Source organism: Brevundimonas faecalis (assembly GCF_040549405.1).
Lineage (GTDB): Bacteria > Pseudomonadota > Alphaproteobacteria > Caulobacterales > Caulobacteraceae > Brevundimonas > Brevundimonas faecalis.
Genome location: NZ_JBEPTF010000005.1, coordinates 76,877 through 97,699 on the forward strand (window position 1 = coordinate 76,877; position 20,823 = coordinate 97,699).

The 20,823-nt window shown below is 65.7% G+C and carries 17 protein-coding genes and 1 riboswitch; of the genes, 14 read left to right on the forward strand and 3 right to left on the reverse strand.

The window, feature by feature from the left end; genetic code table 11:
* Nucleotides 1-296: 296 nt before the first annotated feature.
* Nucleotides 297-512: riboswitch (cobalamin riboswitch) on the forward strand.
* Between the two features lie 108 nt (nt 513-620).
* The 12 genes from ABIE19_RS15615 to ABIE19_RS15670 all read left to right on the forward strand — a co-directional run bounded on the left by ABIE19_RS15615 (nt 621) and on the right by ABIE19_RS15670 (nt 16,283).
* Nucleotides 621-1,607, forward strand: coding sequence for a DUF1852 domain-containing protein (locus tag ABIE19_RS15615; protein ID WP_354090150.1), 987 nt, complete (start codon nt 621-623; stop codon nt 1,605-1,607).
* A 29-nt stretch (nt 1,608-1,636) separates the two neighbouring features.
* Entirely contained in the window at nt 1,637-2,665 is a 1,029-nt protein-coding gene (locus ABIE19_RS15620) for a methionine synthase (protein WP_354090151.1), read from the forward strand.
* A gap of 4 nt (nt 2,666-2,669) precedes the next feature.
* Nucleotides 2,670-3,668 (forward strand): bile acid:sodium symporter family protein, encoded by a 999-nt coding sequence (locus ABIE19_RS15625; RefSeq protein WP_354090152.1) that lies wholly within the window; start codon nt 2,670-2,672, stop codon nt 3,666-3,668.
* 23 nt (nt 3,669-3,691) lie between these two features.
* Complete coding sequence (locus tag ABIE19_RS15630; protein WP_354090153.1) at nt 3,692-4,198, forward strand: flavin reductase family protein; 507 nt, start codon at nt 3,692-3,694, stop codon at nt 4,196-4,198.
* 486 nt (nt 4,199-4,684) lie between these two features.
* Nucleotides 4,685-6,961 carry a TonB-dependent receptor gene (locus ABIE19_RS15635; protein ID WP_354090154.1) on the forward strand — a complete coding sequence of 759 codons (2,277 nt, stop codon included), beginning with the start codon at nt 4,685-4,687 and terminating at the stop codon, nt 6,959-6,961.
* Between the two features lie 46 nt (nt 6,962-7,007).
* On the forward strand, nt 7,008-8,762 hold the full coding sequence (locus ABIE19_RS15640) for an LVIVD repeat-containing protein (protein ID WP_354090155.1): 1,755 nt from the start codon (nt 7,008-7,010) through the stop codon (nt 8,760-8,762).
* 21 nt (nt 8,763-8,783) lie between these two features.
* The gene (locus ABIE19_RS15645; protein WP_354090156.1) at nt 8,784-9,707 is read left to right on the forward strand and encodes a hypothetical protein; all 924 of its coding nucleotides are present in this window, start codon (nt 8,784-8,786) and stop codon (nt 9,705-9,707) included.
* A gap of 21 nt (nt 9,708-9,728) precedes the next feature.
* Nucleotides 9,729-10,412, forward strand: coding sequence for a fumarylacetoacetate hydrolase family protein (locus ABIE19_RS15650; RefSeq protein ID WP_354090157.1), 684 nt, complete (start codon nt 9,729-9,731; stop codon nt 10,410-10,412).
* An 88-nt stretch (nt 10,413-10,500) separates the two neighbouring features.
* Nucleotides 10,501-12,153, forward strand: a complete 1,653-nt coding sequence (locus ABIE19_RS15655; RefSeq protein ID WP_354090158.1) for a thiamine pyrophosphate-binding protein — start codon at nt 10,501-10,503, stop codon at nt 12,151-12,153.
* Entirely contained in the window at nt 12,150-13,616 is a 1,467-nt protein-coding gene (locus ABIE19_RS15660) for an aldehyde dehydrogenase family protein (protein ID WP_354090159.1), read from the forward strand. The genes ABIE19_RS15655 and ABIE19_RS15660 overlap by 4 nt, the downstream gene beginning before the upstream one ends.
* Nucleotide 13,617: 1 nt before the next feature.
* Complete coding sequence (gene kynU, locus ABIE19_RS15665) at nt 13,618-14,877, forward strand: kynureninase (protein WP_354090160.1); 1,260 nt, start codon at nt 13,618-13,620, stop codon at nt 14,875-14,877.
* 23 nt (nt 14,878-14,900) lie between these two features.
* Entirely contained in the window at nt 14,901-16,283 is a 1,383-nt protein-coding gene (locus ABIE19_RS15670; protein ID WP_354090161.1) for an amino acid permease, read from the forward strand.
* Here ABIE19_RS15670 and ABIE19_RS15675 read toward each other — a convergent pair.
* Nucleotides 16,273-17,226: a LysR family transcriptional regulator gene (locus ABIE19_RS15675; RefSeq protein ID WP_354090162.1), complete on the reverse strand. Its 954-nt coding sequence runs from the start codon at nt 17,224-17,226 to the stop codon at nt 16,273-16,275. The two genes, ABIE19_RS15670 and ABIE19_RS15675, sit on opposite strands and share 11 nt — an antisense overlap.
* A 187-nt stretch (nt 17,227-17,413) precedes the next feature.
* Here ABIE19_RS15675 and ABIE19_RS15680 point away from each other — a divergent pair, with 187 nt between their 5' ends.
* On the forward strand, nt 17,414-18,406 hold the full coding sequence (locus tag ABIE19_RS15680; protein ID WP_354090163.1) for an amidohydrolase family protein: 993 nt from the start codon (nt 17,414-17,416) through the stop codon (nt 18,404-18,406).
* Nucleotides 18,407-18,483: 77 nt separating this feature from the next.
* On the opposite strand, the gene ABIE19_RS15685 is transcribed toward ABIE19_RS15680, so the two are convergent.
* Together ABIE19_RS15685 and ABIE19_RS15690 are read right to left on the reverse strand one after the other, a co-directional pair.
* Complete coding sequence (locus ABIE19_RS15685; RefSeq protein ID WP_354090164.1) at nt 18,484-18,933, reverse strand: VOC family protein; 450 nt, start codon at nt 18,931-18,933, stop codon at nt 18,484-18,486.
* Nucleotides 18,934-19,005: 72 nt separating this feature from the next.
* Nucleotides 19,006-19,809, reverse strand: coding sequence for an aspartate dehydrogenase (locus ABIE19_RS15690; protein WP_354090165.1), 804 nt, complete (start codon nt 19,807-19,809; stop codon nt 19,006-19,008).
* Between the two features lie 186 nt (nt 19,810-19,995).
* Between ABIE19_RS15690 and ABIE19_RS15695 the strand changes: the two genes are divergently transcribed.
* Nucleotides 19,996-20,823: a sulfite exporter TauE/SafE family protein gene (locus ABIE19_RS15695; RefSeq protein ID WP_354090166.1), complete on the forward strand. Its 828-nt coding sequence runs from the start codon at nt 19,996-19,998 to the stop codon at nt 20,821-20,823.

A 20,823-nucleotide genomic window follows, 5' to 3' on the forward strand; every position in this document is an offset into this window, starting at 1 on the left:
ATTTCTTTGCGGGTGCTCTGTGACCTCGATGACATAGGGTTCTGCCCGGGGAGCGAGGATAGAGCGTTGTCTTCGTGACGACCGTTGTAAGCAAGGTGCGGAAATCCCTACCCGCAACAGGTTTCGCCAACACCCGCCGTGGGCATCTGATGTCCATCCCGACCTATGACCCCGATCGCATTCAGGCGCTGACCCAGGCGGTTATTCCGTCGTGGCGAGAAGCGGATGCGGCCAAGGCAATCGCATAATCATATAAGGATATCTTTATATCGCGATTGACTCTGGCGGCGGGCGTGTCATGTTCACGCCGTCGTGGTTCTGCGCGCGGTCCTCGGACTGCGCGGAGCTAAGAGGGAAGCCGGTGAGACCTCGGTCGATGCCGGCGCTGCCCCCGCAACTGTGAGCGGCGAGCTGAAGGTCCATTTCGTGTCACTGGGGGTTCGCCTCCGGGAAGGCCGGACCGGAGGCGATGACCCGTGAGCCAGGAGACCTGCCTCGACAGATAACGTCCTCCGGCGGGGTGTCCGGTCAGGTCGCATGAGCGCCGCGACGGGACGATTCCGCGCGAGCGGTCGCGCGTCCCTGTCCGCTGTCTCGCCACAGCATCAACGGCAGAGACCATGGCGAGCAGCGAATTCACCTTCAGCATCAAGCGCACCCCGCTCGACGAGAATTACGTTCCCGCCGAGAACACGCGGATCACGACCAACTTCGCCAACCTGGCCAGGGGCGAGAGCCGTCAGGAGAACCTGCGCAACACCCTGAGGATGATCGACAACCGGTTCAACTCCCTGGCGCATTGGGGCAATCCGAAAGGCGATCGCTACGCGGTCGAACTCCAGATCGTCTCCGTCGAGATGAGCCTGGCTCCGGGTGAAGGGACGGACAGCTTTCCGCTGATCGAAATCCTTCAGACGACGATTGTCGATCAGCAGACCGGCGAGCGGACCGACGGGATCGTCGGGAACAACTTCTCCTCCTACGTTCGCGACTACGACTTCAGCGTGGTCCTGCCGGCGCACATGAAGGCCAATCCCGGCGCCTTTGCACCGGCGGATTTCGGCGATCTGCACGGCAAGCTGTTCAGGCATTTCCTGAACTCGGCCGCCTATCGCGCCAATTTCGGCAAGCCGCCGGTCATCTGTCTGAGCGTGTCGAGCAACAAGACCTATCACCGCACCGGCGAGGAGCACGCCGTCCTGGGCTTGGAATACGGGAACGACGCATTCTCGCCGACCGACGAGTATTTCGCGAAGATGGGAATGAAGGTCCGCTACTTCATGCCCCAGGGCAGCGTGGCGCCCTTCGCCTTCTACCACGTGGGCGATCTGACGGCAGACTACACCGACCTGGAGCTGGTCAGCACGATCAGCACCATGGAGACCTTTCAGAAGATCTACCGTCCCGAGATTTACAACGCCAACTCCCCGGCTTCGGAAGAGTATCAGCCCAGCCTGAAGTACCAGGACTATTCGCTGACCCGGATCGTCTACGACCGCGAGGAACGCAGTCGACTGGCCGTCGAACAGGGCCGGTTCGTCGAGGAGCGCTTCATCGAGCCGCATCGCGCCCTGCTGGACCAATGGTCCGCTAACTTCGCCGCCTGATCAGTCCCGAATTGCTGAAGTCACCGAAAATGAAAACCCTGTTGCCCACCTCGACCGCCGGCAGCCTACCCAAACCCGTCTGGTTGGCCGAACCCGAGACCCTCTGGTCGCCCTGGAAACTGGAAGGGGAGGCGTTGATCGAGGCGAAGCGGGACGCCCTGCGTCTATCGCTGGACGATCAGCGCCGCGCCGGCATCGACATCGTCAGCGACGGCGAACAGACCCGCCAGCATTTCGTCACTACCTTCATCGAGCATCTGGACGGCGTCGATTTCGAGCAGCGCAAGACCATGCGCATCCGCAATCGCTATGACGCCAGCGTGCCGGTGGTCGTGGGCGCGGTCAGCCGACTGAAGTCGGTCTTCGTCGAGGACGCGAAATTCCTGCGCCAGCAGACCGATCAGCCGATCAAATGGGCCCTGCCGGGGCCGATGACGATGATCGACACCCTCTACGACGACCACTACGGCAGCCGCGAGAAACTGGCCTGGGAGTTCGCCAGGATCCTGAACGAAGAAGCCAGGGAACTGGAGGCCGCCGGCGTCGACATCATCCAGTTCGACGAGCCTGCCTTCAACGTCTTCTTCGACGAGGTCAACGACTGGGGCGTGGCGACGCTGGAGAAGGCGGCCGAGGGGCTGAAGTGCGAGACCGCCGTCCACATCTGTTACGGCTACGGCATCAAGGCCAACACCGACTGGAAGAAGACCCTGGGGTCGGAATGGCGGCAGTATGAAGAGGCCTTCCCCAAGCTACAGACATCCAGCATCGACATCATTTCGCTGGAGGCCCAGAACTCCCGCGTGCCGATGGACCTGATCGAACTCATCCGGGGCAAGAAGGTGATGGTCGGGGCCATCGACGTGGCGACCGACGTCATCGAGACGCCGGAGGAGGTCGCCGACACCCTGCGCAAGGCGCTTCAGTTCGTGGACGCCGACAAGCTCTATCCCGCCACCAACTGCGGCATGGCGCCCCTGTCGCGTCAGGTGGCCAACGGCAAGTTGAAGGCCCTAAGCGCGGGCGCCGAGATCATCCGGAAAGAACTGTCGGTCTGACCTCATGAACGCCCTTCTGCGTCGGCTGCGGCTGGACCCCTACATCGTCGCGATCATGGCCATGGTGGCGGTGGCGGCGGTCATGCCCGCACGGGGAGCGGGCAAGGACGCGCTCAACCTGGTGGTGCATGCCGCCATCGCGCTTCTGTTCTTCATCTACGGCGCCAAGATATCACCGCAGGCGATCTGGACGGGCATCACCCATTGGCGGCTTCAGGGCCTGGTCTTCGGCACGACCTTCATCGTCTTTCCTCTGGTCGGCTTCGGGATCGTGATGCTGACAAGGGGGCATCTGGACAGCGGTCTGGCGACGGGCCTGTTGTTCGTGTCCCTGCTGCCTTCGACGGTGCAATCCTCGATCGCCTTCACCTCGATCGCCAGAGGCAATGTCCCGGCGGCGCTCTGCTGCGCGTCGGTTTCGAACCTGGCGGGGGTGGTGGTCACGCCCTTGTTGGCGACGATGCTGCTGAGCGCCGATACGGGGGGCATGTCGCTGGATTCGGTGCGGGACATCGCCCTGCAAATCCTGCTGCCGTTCGTCGTCGGCCAGTGCGCTCGTCCGCTGATCGGCGACTGGTTCGTCAGGCAGAAAACCCTCACCATGCTTGTCGATCGTGGATCGATCCTGCTGGTCGTCTATTCGGCGTTCAGCGCGGGCGTCGTCGCGGGCGTCTGGAGCAAGGTGACGCCGCAGAGCCTCGGGCTGGTCATCGTTCTGGACCTTGTGATGCTGGCGGTCATTCTGGTGTTCACGACCGTCGCCAGCCGCCTCCTGCGCTTCTCCATGGAGGATGAGATCGCCATCGTCTTCTGCGGCTCGAAGAAGAGCATGGCCAGCGGCCTGCCGATGGCGAACATCATCTTCCCGGCCGCCACCGTGGGTCTGATCGTCCTGCCGCTTATGCTGTTCCATCAGATGCAGTTGATGGTCTGCGCTGCGCTCGCCCGTCGCTACAGCCTGCGCCCCGAAGAGCCGGCGCCGACGGGCGCGGCGCCCGCGTGACGCCTGCCCAGCGAGATATCTCTATGAACGCCTTGAACGATATCGGCGGAGACGCCGACCTGCGCCGGCTGTTCGGTCGCTTCCCGACCGGCGTCACCGCCCTGTGCGCGATGGATCAGGACAATCCCGTGGGCATGACCGCCAGCGCCTTCGTGGCGGTCTCGCTCAACCCGCCCCTGGTGTCGGTCTGTATCAAGCAGGGCTCCTGGACCTGGCGGCGGTTGCGCACGCGCGAACGCATCGGAATCTCCTTCCTGGGCGACAGTCACGCCGCAACGGCGCGCCAACTGGCGCAGGGGGCGGGCGACCGCTTCCAGGGATTGAACTATCACCGCGTCTCCAGCGGCGCGCTGTTTCTAACGAACGCGACGGCTTGGCTGGAATGCTCGGTCGAGACCGAAATCGAAGCCGGGGATCACGACATCGTCCTCTTCCGTCTTCACAGGGCGGCCGCCGTCGACGGGATCATGCCGCTGGTCTTCCACTCCAGTGATTTTCACACTTTGGCGCCTATTGGCTTGGTTAGTTGAGTGGCTGCTTTGGGCGGGCGAACAAATAACTGACTGCTACGGCGCATTGCGGGCTTTAAGTGCCGACGGGACAGCTACGTCATGAACTGGATCGAAGGTGTGAGGTATCGTCCAAATCCTCCTCCCGCAGCCATGTCTCTGGCGAGTTAAGGATGCCGGTGTCGGGGTGCTTGCGGTACCCGCAGCGTCCTGAAGAGGGCGGCATGGAGATCGCTGGCATGACGTCGATCGCGGCATGAGTATATCCAATTATGAATATCAGACATCATACAATCTATTAGTTAGATATAGAGGCGCCGCTAACGTCGATCTGGGAGTTCAATCAGACTGGCATGGCCTTCCGTACAAGGATGAAGGCGCGTCCGGTCTCTGGGGGGATGGGTAATGAGATCGAATCGTAATTTGCGCTGGGCTCTTCTGGCCACTGTGGCGGCCTGCGCCGTCCCAGGCGCGACATGGGCGCAAACGGCGCCGGAGGCCCCCGCGGTGTCGTCGGTCGACGATATCGTGGTGACGGCGCGCAAGCGGGAAGAGTCCCTGCAGGACGTGCCGATGTCGGTCCAGGTGTTCGGCGCCGCCGCGCTGGAGCAGGCCGGCATCAAGGACTTTTCGGAAATCGCCTACCGCGTTCCGGGTCTGAAGCTCAGCGCCGAGCGTGCGGTCGACACCGAACTGTTCATTCGGGGCATCGGGTCTGACATCCAGGGCGCCGGCGCCGACGGCGCGGTCGGCATCTTCGTCGACGGCGTCTACATGTCGCGCGGGACGGGCGCGCAGCTCGACCTCTATGATCTGGAGCGGGTCGAGGTGCTGAAGGGACCGCAGGCGCTGCGGTTCGGCAAGAGCGTCGTCGGCGGCCTGATCAACTACGTGACCAAGAAGCCCGGCGACACGTTCGAGGGGCGTTCCGAGGTCACCGTCGGCAACTACGCCAAGTTCGATATTGCGACCGCGTTCAGCGGCCCGCTGACGGATACCCTGGGCTTTGGTCTGTCCGTCAGCTCGCGGACCCACGACGGCTATGCGATCAATACGCGTGGCGGCGACGAGGAAGATCAGAACGCGCAGTCGGGGCGGGCGCAGCTCCGCTGGCGGCCGAACGACCGGCTCGATATCAACCTGGCGGCCGACTACACCCGCCACCGCGACGGCGCGCGTTGGGTGGACATCATCGTCCCCGGCGACAGCCATGAAGTCACCTACAACAGCTTCTTCGCGCCGCCGATCGCCAGCCTGCCGGGCTTTGTGCTGCCGAACCGCAATGCGCCGTTCCAGAGCGACAAGCGCCGCGAAGGCGCGCACAACTTCACCGGCTATCAGAATTCCGACATGTACGGGATCAGCGCCACGGTCGACTGGGAGGCGAGCGACAGCCTCAGCGTCGCCCTGCAGACCGCCTACCGGGATTCTGAACTCGCGGCCCGTGAAGACGGCGGCGGAATGTTCTTCGACTTCCCGCTGGACCCGGCCACCAACGCGCCGGACGTGACCTCGGCCATGCTGGCAGGGCTGAACACCTATCTCGCCACCGTGCCCGACAGCTATTTCGACAGCGGCAAGGCGGAGGACGTGAAGCAGTTCTCGCAGGAAGTGCGTCTGCGCTGGGATCAGGGCGGCGCCCTGAGGCTGGAAGGCGGCGCCTATTACCTGCATGAGAACATCCGCCGCGCCGAAGACGTGAACTTCCTGTTCGCCGACTTCCAGGCGATCACCGAGTTCGCCTTCGCCATGGAGTACGGCGGCACGCCCGCCTTGCCCTTCCCAGGGTCCAATCACACGGTGACGACGTCCAAGAACGACAACATCGGCCTCTTCGCCGAGGTGAGCTACGACCTGACCGATCAGATCACCTTCGATGCGGGTCTGCGCTACGCCTATGACAGCAAGGACTATTCGAACAACCGCTCGGGCGAGTCGTTCGAAGGGGCGCCGGTGAACTTCGTCGTCGGAGAGAAACGGTCGTGGGACGCCTGGCTGCCCAGCGCCACGCTGCGGTACGAGCCGAACGAGGACGTGTCCCTCTATGCCCACTACGCCCGAGGCTACAAGCCGGGCGGCTGGACCGGCGAGGATGCGAACACGCCGGAAGAGGCCCTGGTGTCGTTCGATCCCGAAACCGCCGACAGCTTCGAGCTGGGCGCCAAGCTGGCCTTCGCCGAGCGGCGCATCTACCTCAACGCGGCGGCCTACTACACCCTGTACGAGAACCTGCAGACCAACCAGTTCGTCTCGCCGGGCCCGGGCATGCCGCCGGACAACTTCGTCTTCAACGCCGCCAACGGCACCCGCGCCTATGGTCTGGAGTTGGACGTCCATGCACGTCTGACTGACGAACTGACACTGTCGGGCAACTACGCCTATTCGCAGTGCGAGTTCACCGGCGAGCTGATCATCGACGACGACGGGACCGACCTGGACGGCAAGACCTGCCGCCGGACGCCCGAGCACGCCTTCGGCATCTCGGCCAACTATGACCGGCCGATCGGCAACGATCTGGTCTTCACCGCAGGCGGCGACTTCCAGTTCACGGGCGCGACCTTCTTCGACAACCCGAACACCGAACTGTTGAAGTTCGACGACGAGACCCTTGCCAACGCCCGGATCGGCATCCGCAACGCGGACCGCAAGTGGGAGGTGACGGCCTGGGTGAAAAACCTGACCGATGAGCTCAACTACACCAGCAAGCTCAATCTGTTCGGGACCATTTACGGCACCTACATCCCGCCGCGCACCTATGGCGTGACCGCCCGGTTCAGCTTCTAAGCGCCGGGCGTCGGGGTCGATACAGTTGATGACGAAGGAAGCGCCAATGAAGCGGAGTTTCGGGATCAGGGCGGGCGGCGTCCTTGCCGCGGTGCTGCTCAACGCCACGATGCTGACGCCGGCTAGCGCTCAGCATGGGCAGGAGATGGGGCCGATCAACGTCGTCGATCCCTGGCTGAAGGCGTGGCAGGACGCGACCCCTGAAAATCCGCCGACCCCGCCGACGCCGGGGGTGGATTACGGCATGGATCCCGAAACGGGCGCCTTCCGCCACCCCGTGTCCACGCCCCTGACCACCAGCGCGCCGTCCTTCCCCGGACAGCTCGATCACTGGGATCAGAAGAGCTACGCCAAGAATGTCGATGTCGTCGCCTTCTATCCGGCGGTGACGTCGCCCTGGCACGCCTGGGCCAGCGTCGTTGACTTCGAGGGCAAGCGCTACCTCTACACCCACGACCGCGACTATCTGCGGATCATGGACGTCACCGATCCTCGCGCAGCCAAGATCGTCTGGTCGCAGGGTGGTGTGTGGAGCGCCGAAGGCTCGAGCGAGGACTTCGACGCCTCGGCCGTCACCGACTATTTCGGCGGCGTCACCATCGCCTGGAGCGAGACGCTTCAGCGCAATGTCCTGGTGGCCTCCTACGAGATAGGCCGCTTCGGCCTGATGGAGGACAAGCGACGTCAGCCCGACAAGGTCGAGGCGCAGCGGCACTACAACTCGCTGAAGGGCTTCAAGGTCTACGTCATGAACGGCCCGACTCCCGATCAGTGGGAGTTGATCGCCACGCGGACCACGGACTACCGGCATCCCGATGCGCCGATCGGCGAACAGCAGGGGTCGGGCGCGCTGGACGGCGTCACCTGGTGGGGCGGCAAGTACATGCTGCTCTCTTCTGCGCCCGACGACAGTTATGGGCTGACCGAATATCCCGACTACCTCTATTCGCCGGGCTATCAGGTGTGGGACATGGCGGATCCGGCCGATCCCAAGTTCGTCTCACAGATCACGGTGCCCGGACAGGTGCTGGGCGATCCGGAAAGCGAGGCGGCCTATCGCGCCAATCCGCGCGCCGGCAACCGCACCAGCTGGATGGGGTCGCGCACGCCCATCGTACTGTCCAAGCCGGTCGAGGACGGGGGGCGGATCGGTTTCGGCGGCATGGGCGGACTGGGCTTCTACAGCTTCGACCTGGGCGATCCGGCCAATCCAAAGACCCTGGGTCACATCAGCGTGCCGCCCAGCTTCGCCGGGACCGAGTTCGATAACGTCGACGTGAGCCAATACGACCGGACCGGCTTCGTCTTCTCGAACGGCTATCCGATGAACGAGAACTGCTACGAGCCCTACAAGGACATCTTCTCGATCGACGCCCGCGATCCCGCCAACCCGCGCATCGCCGCGCGCTTCCCGCGGCCGACGCCGCCGCCGGGCGCCGAGTTCACCGACTTCTGCCAAAGGCGCGGCAGCTTCGGTCCGAAACGTTCGGGCGGGCTGGGACAACCCGAGTACGGCCGGCAGGGCATCGTCACCTACGCCTTCTATAATGCGGGCATCCAGCTGTTCGACGTGAGCAATCCCGAACAGCCGACGATCGCGGGCTATTTCGTTCCCCGCTTCGCCAACGAAACGGAGACGCCGGAATACACCTTCGGCAACTCCACCTTTGCGGTCTTCACCGAATATGACCGCAACATCATCTGGGCCTTCTCGGTCAACGGCGTCTATGCGCTGTCGTCGCCTCTGCTGGGCGAGCCGAGTTTCGCGCCTCCGGAAAAGCCCTGGCCCGAACGGCGCTAGGTTCAAACAGGAAACAAAACCATGCGTAGTTGGAAAGCCGCGACGGCGGGGGCTCTGCTCCTCGCCGGATGCTCGAACGCGTCTGTCGACAAGCCCGCCGATCCGGCGTCCGCGGCGGCGCCCGAGGACAGCAACATCTTGCACATCAGCTGGGGCGGGATCGCCGAGGCCGATCAGGGCGAGGCCAAGCGGCACTGGTCGACCTGGACGATCAACCTGGTCGACGGCGGGCCTGAATACGGCTGGCTGTCGGAGGAGGGCACAACCTTCCCCCACACGCTGAACTTCGAGTTGGCGGGGACGGGCAAGATCCGCTCGGTCGCGCTGGACAACCGCTTCCAGCCCGTGGTGCGTGAAGACGGATCGATGTCGCAGACCGCCGAGGGCTCGCCCGTCCGCCGCTTCGCCATTCTGGGTTCGAACGCCGGACCTGACGGGCCGTATGAAACCCTGGTCACGGGCGAGGCCAAGGCCGACGCCCAGACGCTGATCAAGCTGCCCAAGGAAAGCAGCGCGCGTTGGCTGCGCCTGCGCATCGACAGCAATTGGAAGGGCAGCGGCCCCACGCGCCTGTCTGATTTGGCCGTCTATGGCGAGCTGGACCAGCGCGGCGCGGCAGGCGAGGCCGATGTCAGCGGGGTCTATACGCACGAATACGGCCCCATCGCCCTGCGGCAGTCGGGCCACGAGATTTGGGGCTGCTACAACGACGGGCTGGGCACGCTGCGCGGAACGGCCTTCGGTCGGATCATGCGGCTGGCCTGGTTCTCGAAGGAGGAGGGCAGCATCGGTTCGGCGACCCTGGTGGCGGCGAACGGCAAGCTCTACGGCTTCTGGTACCGCCCAGAGGACAAGATGGGCAGTCCGTGGAACGCCACCAAGGAAAAGAGCCTGGCTGAGGCCGACCTGGGTTCATGCCGCGCGGCGCTCAATCCTCCCGCCTGAACATAGTCAGAGACCGCCGTCATGGATTCGCTCTTCTCCGTTGCGTCGCCGAGCGCCGAAGTCGCGGGCGACGCGCGGCGGTTTCCCATCCGCCGCATCTTCTGCGTCGGCAAGAACTACGCCGATCACGCCCGCGAAATGGGGGGCGATCCCACGCGTGAGCCGCCCTTCTTCTTCTCCAAGCCGGCCGACGCCGTGGTCGCGGGAGCAGCCGACATCGCCATGCCGTCGCGCACCGCCGATCTGCATCACGAAATCGAGCTGGTGATCGCGCTTGGGGGAGGCGGGGCGAACATCGCGTCCGAGGATGCCCTGGCGACCGTGTTCGGCTATGCCGTGGGCAATGACCTGACCCGCCGCGATCTTCAGGCCGACGCCAAGGCGGGCGGTCGGCCGTGGGACATGGCCAAGGGGTTCGATCACAGCGCGGTGCTGTCGCCGATCCGCCCGGCCGCAGAGATCGGCTATCCGTCGAATGCGCGCATATGGCTGTCGGTCAACGGGACGATGCGGCAGGACGGCGATATCGCCGACATGATCTGGCCGGTCGCCGACATCATCGCCGAGCTGTCGACCTATGTGGAGCTGAAACCCGGCGACCTGATCTACACCGGGACGCCTGCGGGCGTCGGCCGCATCAAGGCCGGGGACCTTGTCGAAGGCGGGATCGACGGCGTCGGCGTCCTCGCCAACCGCTTCGTCTGACCGCCTTAATCATAACATAATGGCCATACCGTCGCGGCCATTCGGTATTATTTGTTTATGGCGCGCGGGCTTAGGCCGGAGACGGCTGATGGCTCTCGTTCAAGGATCGCGCATGAAATCGACCAATGTGGCCCGCAACGTCGTTGCGGCTCTTCGCGACATGGGCGTGCGCCATGTCTTCGGCGTCCCGAGCGGCGGCTGGGTCGACTACATGGAGGCGATCCGCACGACTGACGGCATTGATTTCGTCCTGACCAGCCATGAAGGCGGGGCGGGGTTCATGGCCGATGTCTGCGGTCGTCTGACCGGGGTTCCGGGCGTCTGTTTTGGCACCTTCGGGCCGGGCGCGACCAACCTGGCGACCGGGGTGGGCGGGGCGACGCTGGATCGCTCGCCGATGATCGCCCTGACCGATGAAATGCCCGCCGCCTGGCGCAGCCGGACGGTGCAGATGGGCATCGACCATCAGGCCCTTTTCGCACCCCTGACCAAGGCGACGATGCGGATCGAGGCCGACAGCACCGTCGACACCCTGGCCGAGGCCGCGCGGATCGCCCTGTCGGGTCGTCCCGGCGCGGTCCATGTCGGACTGCCTCAGGGCATGAGCGCCGTTGCGGTCGAGGAGGCGCGGATCGCGTCGCCCGCCGCCGATCCGACGCCCGCGCCCGATGCGGCGGCCGTCGAGGCCCTGATCGCCGCCTTCTCCGACGCTGAAAAGCCTGTGCTGGCCATTGGTCTGGGCGCCGTCCATGCCGGGGTGCAGGACCGCATCATCGCCCTGGCCGAGCGGTTCGGCCTGCCGGTGCTGCTGACGCCGATGGCCAAGGGCATGGTGGCGGAGACCCACCCCAACTACGCCGGGGTCCTGTTCCACGCCCTGTCCGATCTGGTCGGCCTGACCCATGCCGAGGCCGATCTGGTGGTCGCGGTCGGCTATGACCCCATCGAGTTCAACTACGAAAGCTGGATGCGCGACGGGCTGGCCCTGGCCAGCATCGATGTCGTCGCGGCGGACATCGACCGAGCGGTTCATCCGGTCCTCGCCGATGTGGTCGGCGCCATTGCGCCCGCGCTTGACGCCCTGCTGGCGCTTCCGGCGACCGCCAAAGGGTGGGATCTGGCCGCCCTGGCGTCGCGCCGGGACGAGATGTTCGCGCGCCTGGCCGGGGCCGAAGGGCCCTTTGGCCCTCGCGCCGCGCTCGACGTGCTGCGGGACGTCCTGCCCGCCGACGGGATCATGACCTGCGACGTCGGCGCCCACACCCACCTGATCGGCCAGCACTGGCGCACGCCGGCGCCGGGGACGCAGATCATGACCAACGGTTGGTCGGCCATGGGCTTCGGTCTGCCCGCCGCCATCGCGGCCAAGCTGTGCCGCCCGGACGCCCCGGTCTGCTGCGTCCTGGGCGACGGGGGCTTCCTGATGACGGCCGGGGAGCTGGCGACGGCGGTGCGCGAAAAGCTGCCGCTGGTGATCGTCATTTTTACCGACAACGACCTGGCCCTGATCCGCATCAAGCAGGAGAAGAAGTCGAACCCCATCTACGGCACGCCGGTGCGCGCCGAGGGGACCATCGGCGGGCCGTCGCTGTTCGGCGTGCCGGTGACGGTCGCGCGTGACCCGGCCGAGTTCCGCGCGGCCCTGGAGGCGGGCTTCGCCGCTGACGGCCCGGTCATCGTCGAGGCTCTGCTGGACAGCCGCGAATATGATCAGCTGGTGCTGCGCAAGGACAAGCCGTGAGCCTGGCCTTGCGACAGGTCGTGACCCCGGTTCCGGCCGAAACCGGCCGGACGCTGTTGATCGGAGCGGGCTGGGAGACAGCCGCTGAAACCATGACTGTGCGCAACCCTTTTACCGGGGATGTGCTGGGCGAGGCGGCCTGCGCCGGGGTGGAGCATGCTGAACGGGCGGTGGCCAGCGCGGTGCTCGGCGCTGAGCTGATGCGCGACCTGTCGACCGGCGCGCGGTCCCGCATCCTGCACGCCGCAGCGGCGGCGCTGGAGGCCGATGCGGCCCGTTTCGCCGCCGCCATCACGGCGGAGACGGGCAAGCCGGTGCGTTCGGCGACGCGCGAGGTCGCGCGCGCGGTCAACACCCTGCGCCTGTCGGCCGAAGAGGCTGTGCGGCTGGCGGGCGAGACCATCGCCTTCGACAGTTTCCCGGGCGGCGAGACGCGCTCGGGCCATTATGTGCATGAGCCCCTGGGCGTCATCGTCGCCATCACCCCGTTCAATGATCCGCTGAACCTGATCTGCCACAAGGTCGGCCCGGCCCTGGCCGTCGGAAATGCGGTGGTGCTGAAGCCCGCCGAGCAGGCGCCCCTGGTGGCCGTCATGCTGGCGAAGCTGCTGCTCGCGGCGGGCCTGCCCGAGGGCGCGCTCAACCTGCTGACGGGGCGCGGCTGCGACTTCGGCGACGCCCTGACTGGCCATGAGGATGTGGCGATGGTCAGCTTCACCGGCGGCGCCGGCGTCGGACAGGCCATCTGCCGTTCGGCCGGCATGAAGCGGGTGGCGATGGAACTGGGCGGCAACGGTCCGGTCATCGTGATGGACGACGCCGATATCGACACGGCTGCCCAGGCCTGCGCCTCGGGCGCCTTCGGCGCGGCGGGCCAGAACTGCATCGGGGTGCAGCGCATCTATGTCCACGAGAGCGTCCATGACGCCTTCCGGGACGCCATGGTCGCGGCGACGAACGCCCTGACCGTCGGCGACCCGACGGACCCGGCGACCGACATCGGTCCGATGATCGACCTGCAGCAGGCCGAACGCATCCTGACCTGGACGCGGGAAGCCGTGGCGCAGGGCGCGACCCTGCTGACGGGCGGCGAACGTGTCGGCGCCCTGGTGCGTCCGACCCTGCTGGCGGACGTGCCGGAGGCGGCGAAGGTGTCCTGTGAGGAAGCCTTCGGTCCTGTGGTCAGCCTGTTCCGTTTCTCGGATGTGGATGAAGCCATAGACGCCGCCAATCGCGCCGAATACGCGATCCACGCTGCGATATTCACAGGATCGCTTCGTCATGCGCGCCATGCCGCTCGCCGACTGAGGGTCGCCGGTGTGATGATCAATGATTCGACCGATTATCGGCTCGACGCCATGCCTTTCGGCGGTGCGGGGCGAGGCAATATGGGGCGGGAAGGCGTGCGTTTTGCGGTGCGTGAGATGTCCCAGACGAAGGTAGTGTGTTTCCATGACGCTTGACGTGACCCGCATAGACATCCCCGAGACGCCCGATCGCGCCTGGTGCGAGGCGATGGATCGCGCCGATCCGCTGGCGCCCTTGCGCGACCGTTTCGACCTGCCCGAGGGCATGCTCTATCTCGACGGCAACTCCCTGGGGGCCATGCCCAAGGGCGCCGGCGCCCGAGCTCTGGACGTCGTGACGCGGGAGTGGGGCACGGACCTGATCAAGAGCTGGAACACGGCCGGCTGGTTCGATCTGCCGGTACGCCTGGGCGACAAGCTGGCCCCCCTGGTCGGCGCCGGGGCGGGCGAGGTCATCGTCTGCGACTCGACCAGCCAGAACCTGTTCAAGGTCCTGTCGGCGACGGTGGCGATGCGCCCCGACCGCAATGTCCTGATCCTGGAAGGCAGCAACTTCCCGACCAACAACTACATCGCCCAAGGCGTCGCTGCGGCGACCGGCGGGCGGGTGACGGTGCGTCTGTGCGAAAAGGACGAGATCGCCGACGCCATCGACGCGAACACCATCGCCGTCGCCATCACCCACGTCCATTACAAGACCGGCCATGTCCACGACATGGCGGCGATCACCGCGCGCGCGCAAGCTGCCGGGGCTCTGGCCGTCTGGGACCTGTGCCACAGCGCCGGCGCCATGCCGGTCGACCTTAACGGCTGCAAGGCCGATTTCGCCGTCGGCTGCACCTACAAGTATCTGAACGGCGGCCCCGGCTCGCCCGCCTTCCTGTTCGTCGCCAAGCGGCATCAGGATCAGGCGCATCAGCCCGTGACCGGCTGGTGGGGCCATGCTGCGCCCTTCGCTTTCGAGCCGGGCTATCGCCCTCAACAGGGGTTGCGCCAGTTCCTGATCGGCACCCAGCCGATCCTGTCGATGACCATGCTTGAAGTGGGGCTGGATATTCATCTGTCGGCCGACATGGCGGCGATCCGGGCCAAGTCGATGGCCCTGACCGACCTGTTCATCCGTCTGGTGGAGCAGCGCTGCGCCGGGCACGGCTTCACCCTGGCCTCGCCGCGCGACGCGAGCGCACGCGGCAGCCAGGTTTCCTTCGCCCATGCCGACGGCTATCCGATCATGCGCGCGCTGATCGCGGCGGGCGTGATCGGCGACTTCCGCGCGCCGGACACGGTGCGTTTCGGCTTCACGCCCCTCTATGTCGGCTATGCCGATGTCTGGGATGCGGTGGAGCGGTTGGCGGCGATCATGGACGGCGGGGTCTGGAAGCAGCCCGAACATCAGGCGCGCGAAGCCGTCACATGACCAAGGCAGGAGGGGGCAAGCCGATGAAAGAACAAACCTATATCGACCGCGAGGCGGGGCTGGAGCGGGGGCTCAGCAAGGCGCAGATCATCATGATCGGCCTGGGCGGCGCGATCGGCACGGGCCTGTTCATGGGCTCGGGCATCGCCATCGGCTACGCCGGTCCCGGCGTCCTGGTCAGCTATGTCATCGCCGCGCTGATCGCGGTGATCATGGTGTTCAGCCTGTCGGAAATGGCTGTCGTTCACCCGACGGCGGGGTCCTTCGGCACCTATGCCGAAATCTATCTCGGGCCGTTGATGGGCTTCATCGTCCGCTACACCTACTGGATCCAGCAGGTGCTGCTGATCGGCAGCGAGGCGATCGCCGTCGGCATCTATATGCGATGGTGGTTCCCCGGCACGCCCGTGTGGATGTGGGCGCTGGGCAGCGCCGGCGTCGTCGTCTGGGTGAACACGCGCGCGGTGCATAATTTCGGCTCGGTCGAATACTGGCTGACGGTGATCAAGGTGTCGGCCATCGTCGGCTTCATCCTGGTCGGGCTCAGCCGGATCTTCGGCGTGGTCGGCGACCCCATCGGCCTGCACAATGTCACCGGTCTGGCCGGCGGCTTCCTGCCCAACGGCTTCTCAGGCGTCTGGCTGGCCGTGCTGATGGCGCTCTTCTCCTTCATGGGTCTGGAGTTCGTCGTCGGCACCGCCAGCGAGGCCAAGGACCCGAAGACCGCCATCCCGGCGGCGCTGCGGACCATGGCGGGACGTCTGTTCCTCTTCTACATTCTGGCCCTGTTCATCATCGTCGCCTTCATCCCGTGGACCGAGTCCGGGGCCAAGGTGGTGACTGAAAGCCCGTTCGTGAAAATGTTCGCCAGCGCGGGCATTCCCTATGCGGCGGGCATCATGAACTTCGTCGTCGCCTCGGCGGCCCTGTCGGCGATGAACACCAGCATCTACCTGGGCTCGCGCATGCTGTTTTCGCTGGCGCGCGGGGGCTATGCGCCGCGCGCCCTGGGCGAGTTGAACGGGCAGAAGGCGCCGATGCGCGCCACCCTGGTCACCGGCGTCGGCATTCTGGCCGCGGCCTCGATCTCGGCCCTGACGCCTATGGCCTACAACTATCTGTTCGGGATCGTGCTGTTCGGCGGCCTATTGGTGTGGAGCACCATCCTGGCCAGCCACCTGCGCTTCCGCCGCCGGCACAAGGGTGTCGACCTGCCGGTCAGGATGCCCTTCTTCCCCTATGCCCAGATCCTGGGGCTGGTGCTTCTGGCCGCGATCACAGTGACCATGGCCTTCCACGCCGACTGGCAGGTGGCCCTGGTCGCCGGCGTGCCGTGGCTGGTGGTCGTCGCTTCGGCCTATTTCATCTGGAAGCGCGTGTCGGGCGGGGCGGTCCCTAAGGCCTAGCCTGACCCAGTTCATCGCGGATCTCGCCCGCTACCTCGTGGATGATGTCCATGAAGTAGCGGGAGGCGGCCGACAGCTCGACGTGGGCGTGGGTCGTGGCGCCGATCCGCGAAATGGCCCCTTCCAGGACGACGGGCAGGATCGTCAGTCCGGCCTGTCCGGCGCCGACCTGGTGCGGCATGGCGGCGATCATGTCGGTGTTCATCAGCAGGCCGTGGTTGGTCAGGATAGACACGGACTCGATCACGTCGTGCGGCGGCTCCAGCCCTTCGTGGCGGAAGGCGGCGTCGATCTGACGGCGCAAGGATGTCTGCGGCGGCGGCATGACCCAGGCCTGCTCGACCAGGTCAGCGAGGGTCAATGAAGCGCGCCGGGTCAGCGGATGGTCGGCGCGCACCATGATGGAGACGGCGTCGAGATAGAGGATGTCCTGCTTCAGGCCCTCCCGCTCGCGATACTCAGGCAGACGGCCGAGCACGATGTCGAGATCGCCGGTGCGCAGGGCGGGCATCAGGCGGTCGATGGTGCCTTCGGTCACAGTGACCGCGATTCCGGGGCGCTGCTCGCGCAGTCGCGCCAGGGCGCGGGGCAGCAGCGACGTCGAGGCGGCCAGCAGGGTGCCGACATGGACCCGGCCCGACAGCCCTTCCTCCAGCGACTGCAGTTCCTCGCCCGCATGGCGCAGCTGGGTCAGGATCAGCTTGGCGTGCTTGATCATCACTCGGCCGAAATCCGTCGGGGTCACGCCGCGCGAGGAGCGGTCGAACAGCTGGACGCCCAGGGCGTCCTCCAACTCCTTGATGCTTTTTGTCGCAGCGGGCTGAGCGATGTTCAGCGCCTGGGATCCCTTGAGTACGGTGCCCTCGTCGGCGATCGCCGTCAGCAGGCGCAACTGACGCAGTTTCAGTCGGCCCAGCAGGAAGTTGTCGTGGAATTTGGGCATGATGCTCCCTCGCGCCGCCTTGGGACTAATATATTCGTTTTGTAATAGCTGGGGCAAGTCTCGGGATTATTGTTGATAGCCGACCGCCGGTACTGACCCTGGTGGCCCCCCGCGCCGGAATCGGTTGCGGGGATGACGGATGCACAGGGGCGCGACCAAACTCATGACGATTGAGGCTTCAAAGGACATGGCTGTCATCGACATGCACAGCCATTTTTTCCCCGCGATGGACGCCGCCTATCGTGCCCGGGCGGAGGCTGAAGGCCTGCCCTGGCTGCGCGACTCCGGTGGCGGCAAGGGCTTCATCATGCAGGGCGGGAGCGAGTTCCGGCCGGTCGAGGATATCCTGTGGGACCCGGCGCGCCGCGTCGAGGCGCTGGACGCCCAGGGCATCGACCTGCAGATCCTGTGCGCCACCCCGATCATGTTCGGCTACAGCCGCCCGGCGGCGGAAGCGCGCGACATGGCCCAGCGTTTCAACGATGAGGCCCTGGCCTTCTGCGGCTACGCCCCGCATCGGATGAAGGCTTTGGCCCAGGTCCCGCTGCAGGACATCGACATGGCCTGCGCCGAGGTCAGCCGCGCCATGGCGTCGGGCCATCTGGGCGTCCAGATCGGCAACCACATGGGCCTGCGCAACCTGGATGACGAAGGCCTGCTGACCTTCCTGACCCATTGCGCCGACATCGGCGCGGCGGTGCTGATCCATCCCTGGGACATGATGGCGCGCGAGCGCATGCCCAAATACATGCTGCCCTGGCTGGTGGCGATGCCGGCCGAGACGCAACTGTCGATCCTGTCGCTGATCCTGTCGGGCGCCTTCGAGCGCCTACCCAGGTCCCTGCGCATCTGTTTCGGCCACGGCGGCGGCAGCTTCGCCTTCCTGCTGGGCCGGGTCGAGAACGCCTGGAAGTATCGGGACATCGTCCGCGCCGACTGCCCCAATCCGCCCTCGACCTATGTCGATCGCTTCTTCGTCGATTCCGCGGTGTTCGACCCTCGCGCGCTCAGCCTGCTGATCGACGTAATGGGCGAGGATCGCGTCCTGCTGGGGTCCGACCATCCCTTCCCGCTGGGGGAGCAGGACATCGGTTCGCTGGTGCGCGGCCACGACGGTCTGTCGGGCGCGCAGAAGGCCAAGATCCTCAGCGGCAACGCCAGGGCCTTCCTGAACCTCTAGGCTGTCCTTTGATCCCATTAGAAAACCCGCCGGGGCGCTGCTCCGGCGGGTTTTTCATGTCTTAAGCTGCGGCGCGCCTATGACGTCGGGACGGGATTGCCCTTGTAGCTTTCGGTGCCGGCCCAGCCGCGTTCGGACACGTCGACCATGACGTTCTCGGGTCCGGTCATCTTGTACTCGGCGTTGTCCTTGGCCGGGTTCTTGCCCAGGCCCTGGGCCAGGTTGACGTCATGGCGCGGCGCGAAGCCCGAGTTTTCGAAGCGTTCGACGATCTCGTTGATGTCGTCGCACTGGAAGCCGATGTGGTGCAGGCCGGTATAGCCCTCGGGGAACTCCATCCCGGCGGCGGGGCGGTTCTTGAAGCAGAGCAGGGCGATGTTGATGTGGCCGTCGGTCACATAATAGCCGCGCGCGTTGCGGCTATCGATCTTGCCGGCCAGGGTCCAGCCGAGGACCTCGGTGAAGAAGCCGACCGAGGTGTCAGGATCGGCGGATGCAATCGCCACGTGGCGCAGGCGGGTCGTCATGGAGGCAGGCCTTTCAGAAACATGTCCGCCCGGATCACTTGGTCCGGGACGGGGAGGGCGTGGTTGCAGAAATCAGGTGCCGATGCGGATCGGACTGACCAGGTCGCGCAGCGCGGTGACGATGCTGAGCGCGGTGATCCGGCCGGTGCCGGGGTTCTCGTCGGTCGGCACGTTCTCGATGGCGAGTTCCAGTCGCGCGCTGTCGGAATCGACCACGATGCGGTGGGTGTTGCGCTCCAGCGCCGGGTCGGCCCAGATCTCGAGCTGGGTCCGGTCCGGGCCGACGCCCGCCATGCCCAGCGCGGCCGCGACGTTCACATTGGCCGGAAAGGCGACGGCGCCCTCGCGGGCCGTGCCCTCGAAGATCTTGAGCGGGGCGGTGAGGCCGGACAGGTCGATATTGTTGCGGACCACGTGCTCGGCCTTGACCAGGGACTTGACCGGCTTGCGCGTCACCATGGTCACGGAATGGATGGTTCCGATGGCGGCGGCGCGCACGGCGTCCAGCCCCAGCAGGGCGCCGGTGGCCAGGATGATGCGTCCGTTATGGGCGCGCGCCAGCTCGACCGCCTCGGGCCATTGCATCAAGGCCGCGCCGCTGACCGTCACCAGGGTCTTGCCCGCCCGCAGGGTCGTTTCCGCGATGTCGTGGAAGGCCGCGGTCGGGGCGCTGTCGACGATGACGTCGCAGGCGGCGACCAGGTCAGCGGTGTCGAGGATGGGGACCGGGGTTCGCAGGGCCGCCATCGCAGCCTCGGCGCGACCCCGGTCGCCCGCGGACACGGCCGCCAGCGTCAGCGGCAGTTCGCTTGTTTCGATATGGCGCGCGACAACGCGGCCGATGGTGCCGAACCCGGCTATGCCTATCTTGATCATGGGCGCTAGGCTAAGGCGCGGCCGTTATATGCGAATATACCCATTGTCTAAGCGGGTATCCCGAAAAGCATATAAATCGGGCGGCCTGTCGAATTATATGTTTTTGGTTATAATTCGTCCAAGTTTCTCTCTTTGACCGCATATCCGAGACCCCGCACAAGTCATGACTGACTTCTGGGGGAGCCGGTGTCTGACTTCATCAATCATGAGCTGCTGACGCTGACGGCGATGATGCTGCTGACCGGGGCGGTCGGAGGCGTGATCGCCGGCATGCTGGGGGTCGGAGGCGGCATCGTCATCGTCCCGGTGCTCGATCTCGTGCTGACGTCGATGGGCGTCGATCCCTCGGTGCGGATGCATGTCGCGGTGGCGACCTCGCTGGCGACGATCATCCCGACCGCCATTTCCTCGTCCCGCGCCCATCACGCCAAGGGCGCGGTGGACATGCCGCAGCTGAAGCGCTGGAGCGTGGCTATCTTCCTGGGCGCCATCGTCGGGGTTCTGGTGGCGTCGCGGGTCACGGGGGATGTCCTGTCGGCCGTGTTCGGCGTCATCGCCCTGCTGGTCGCGATCAAGATGCTGCTGCCGTTGGAAGGCAGGCATATCGCCGACACGATTCCCGGCGGACCGGGCGGCCAGCTGCTGCCCTTCGCCATCGGCGGGATTTCCAGCATGATGGGCATCGGCGGCGGGACCTTGAGCGTCCCGACCATGACCCTGTTCAACTTCCCCATCCATCGCGCGGTGGGCACGGCGGCTCTGTTCGGCCTGTTGATCAGCGTCCCGGCGACCATCGCCTTCGCCATCACAGGCTGGAACGTGCCGGATCTGCCGCCGGGCAGCCTGGGCTACGTCAACCTGATCGGCCTGGCGATCATCGCGCCGGTGTCCTTCTTCACGGCGCCCTGGGGGGCGCGGATCGCCCATGCCCTGTCGAAGCGACAGTTGAGCATCCTGTTCGGCCTGTTCCTCGCCGTGGTTTCGGCGCGGATGCTGATCCGGGCCTTCGGGTGA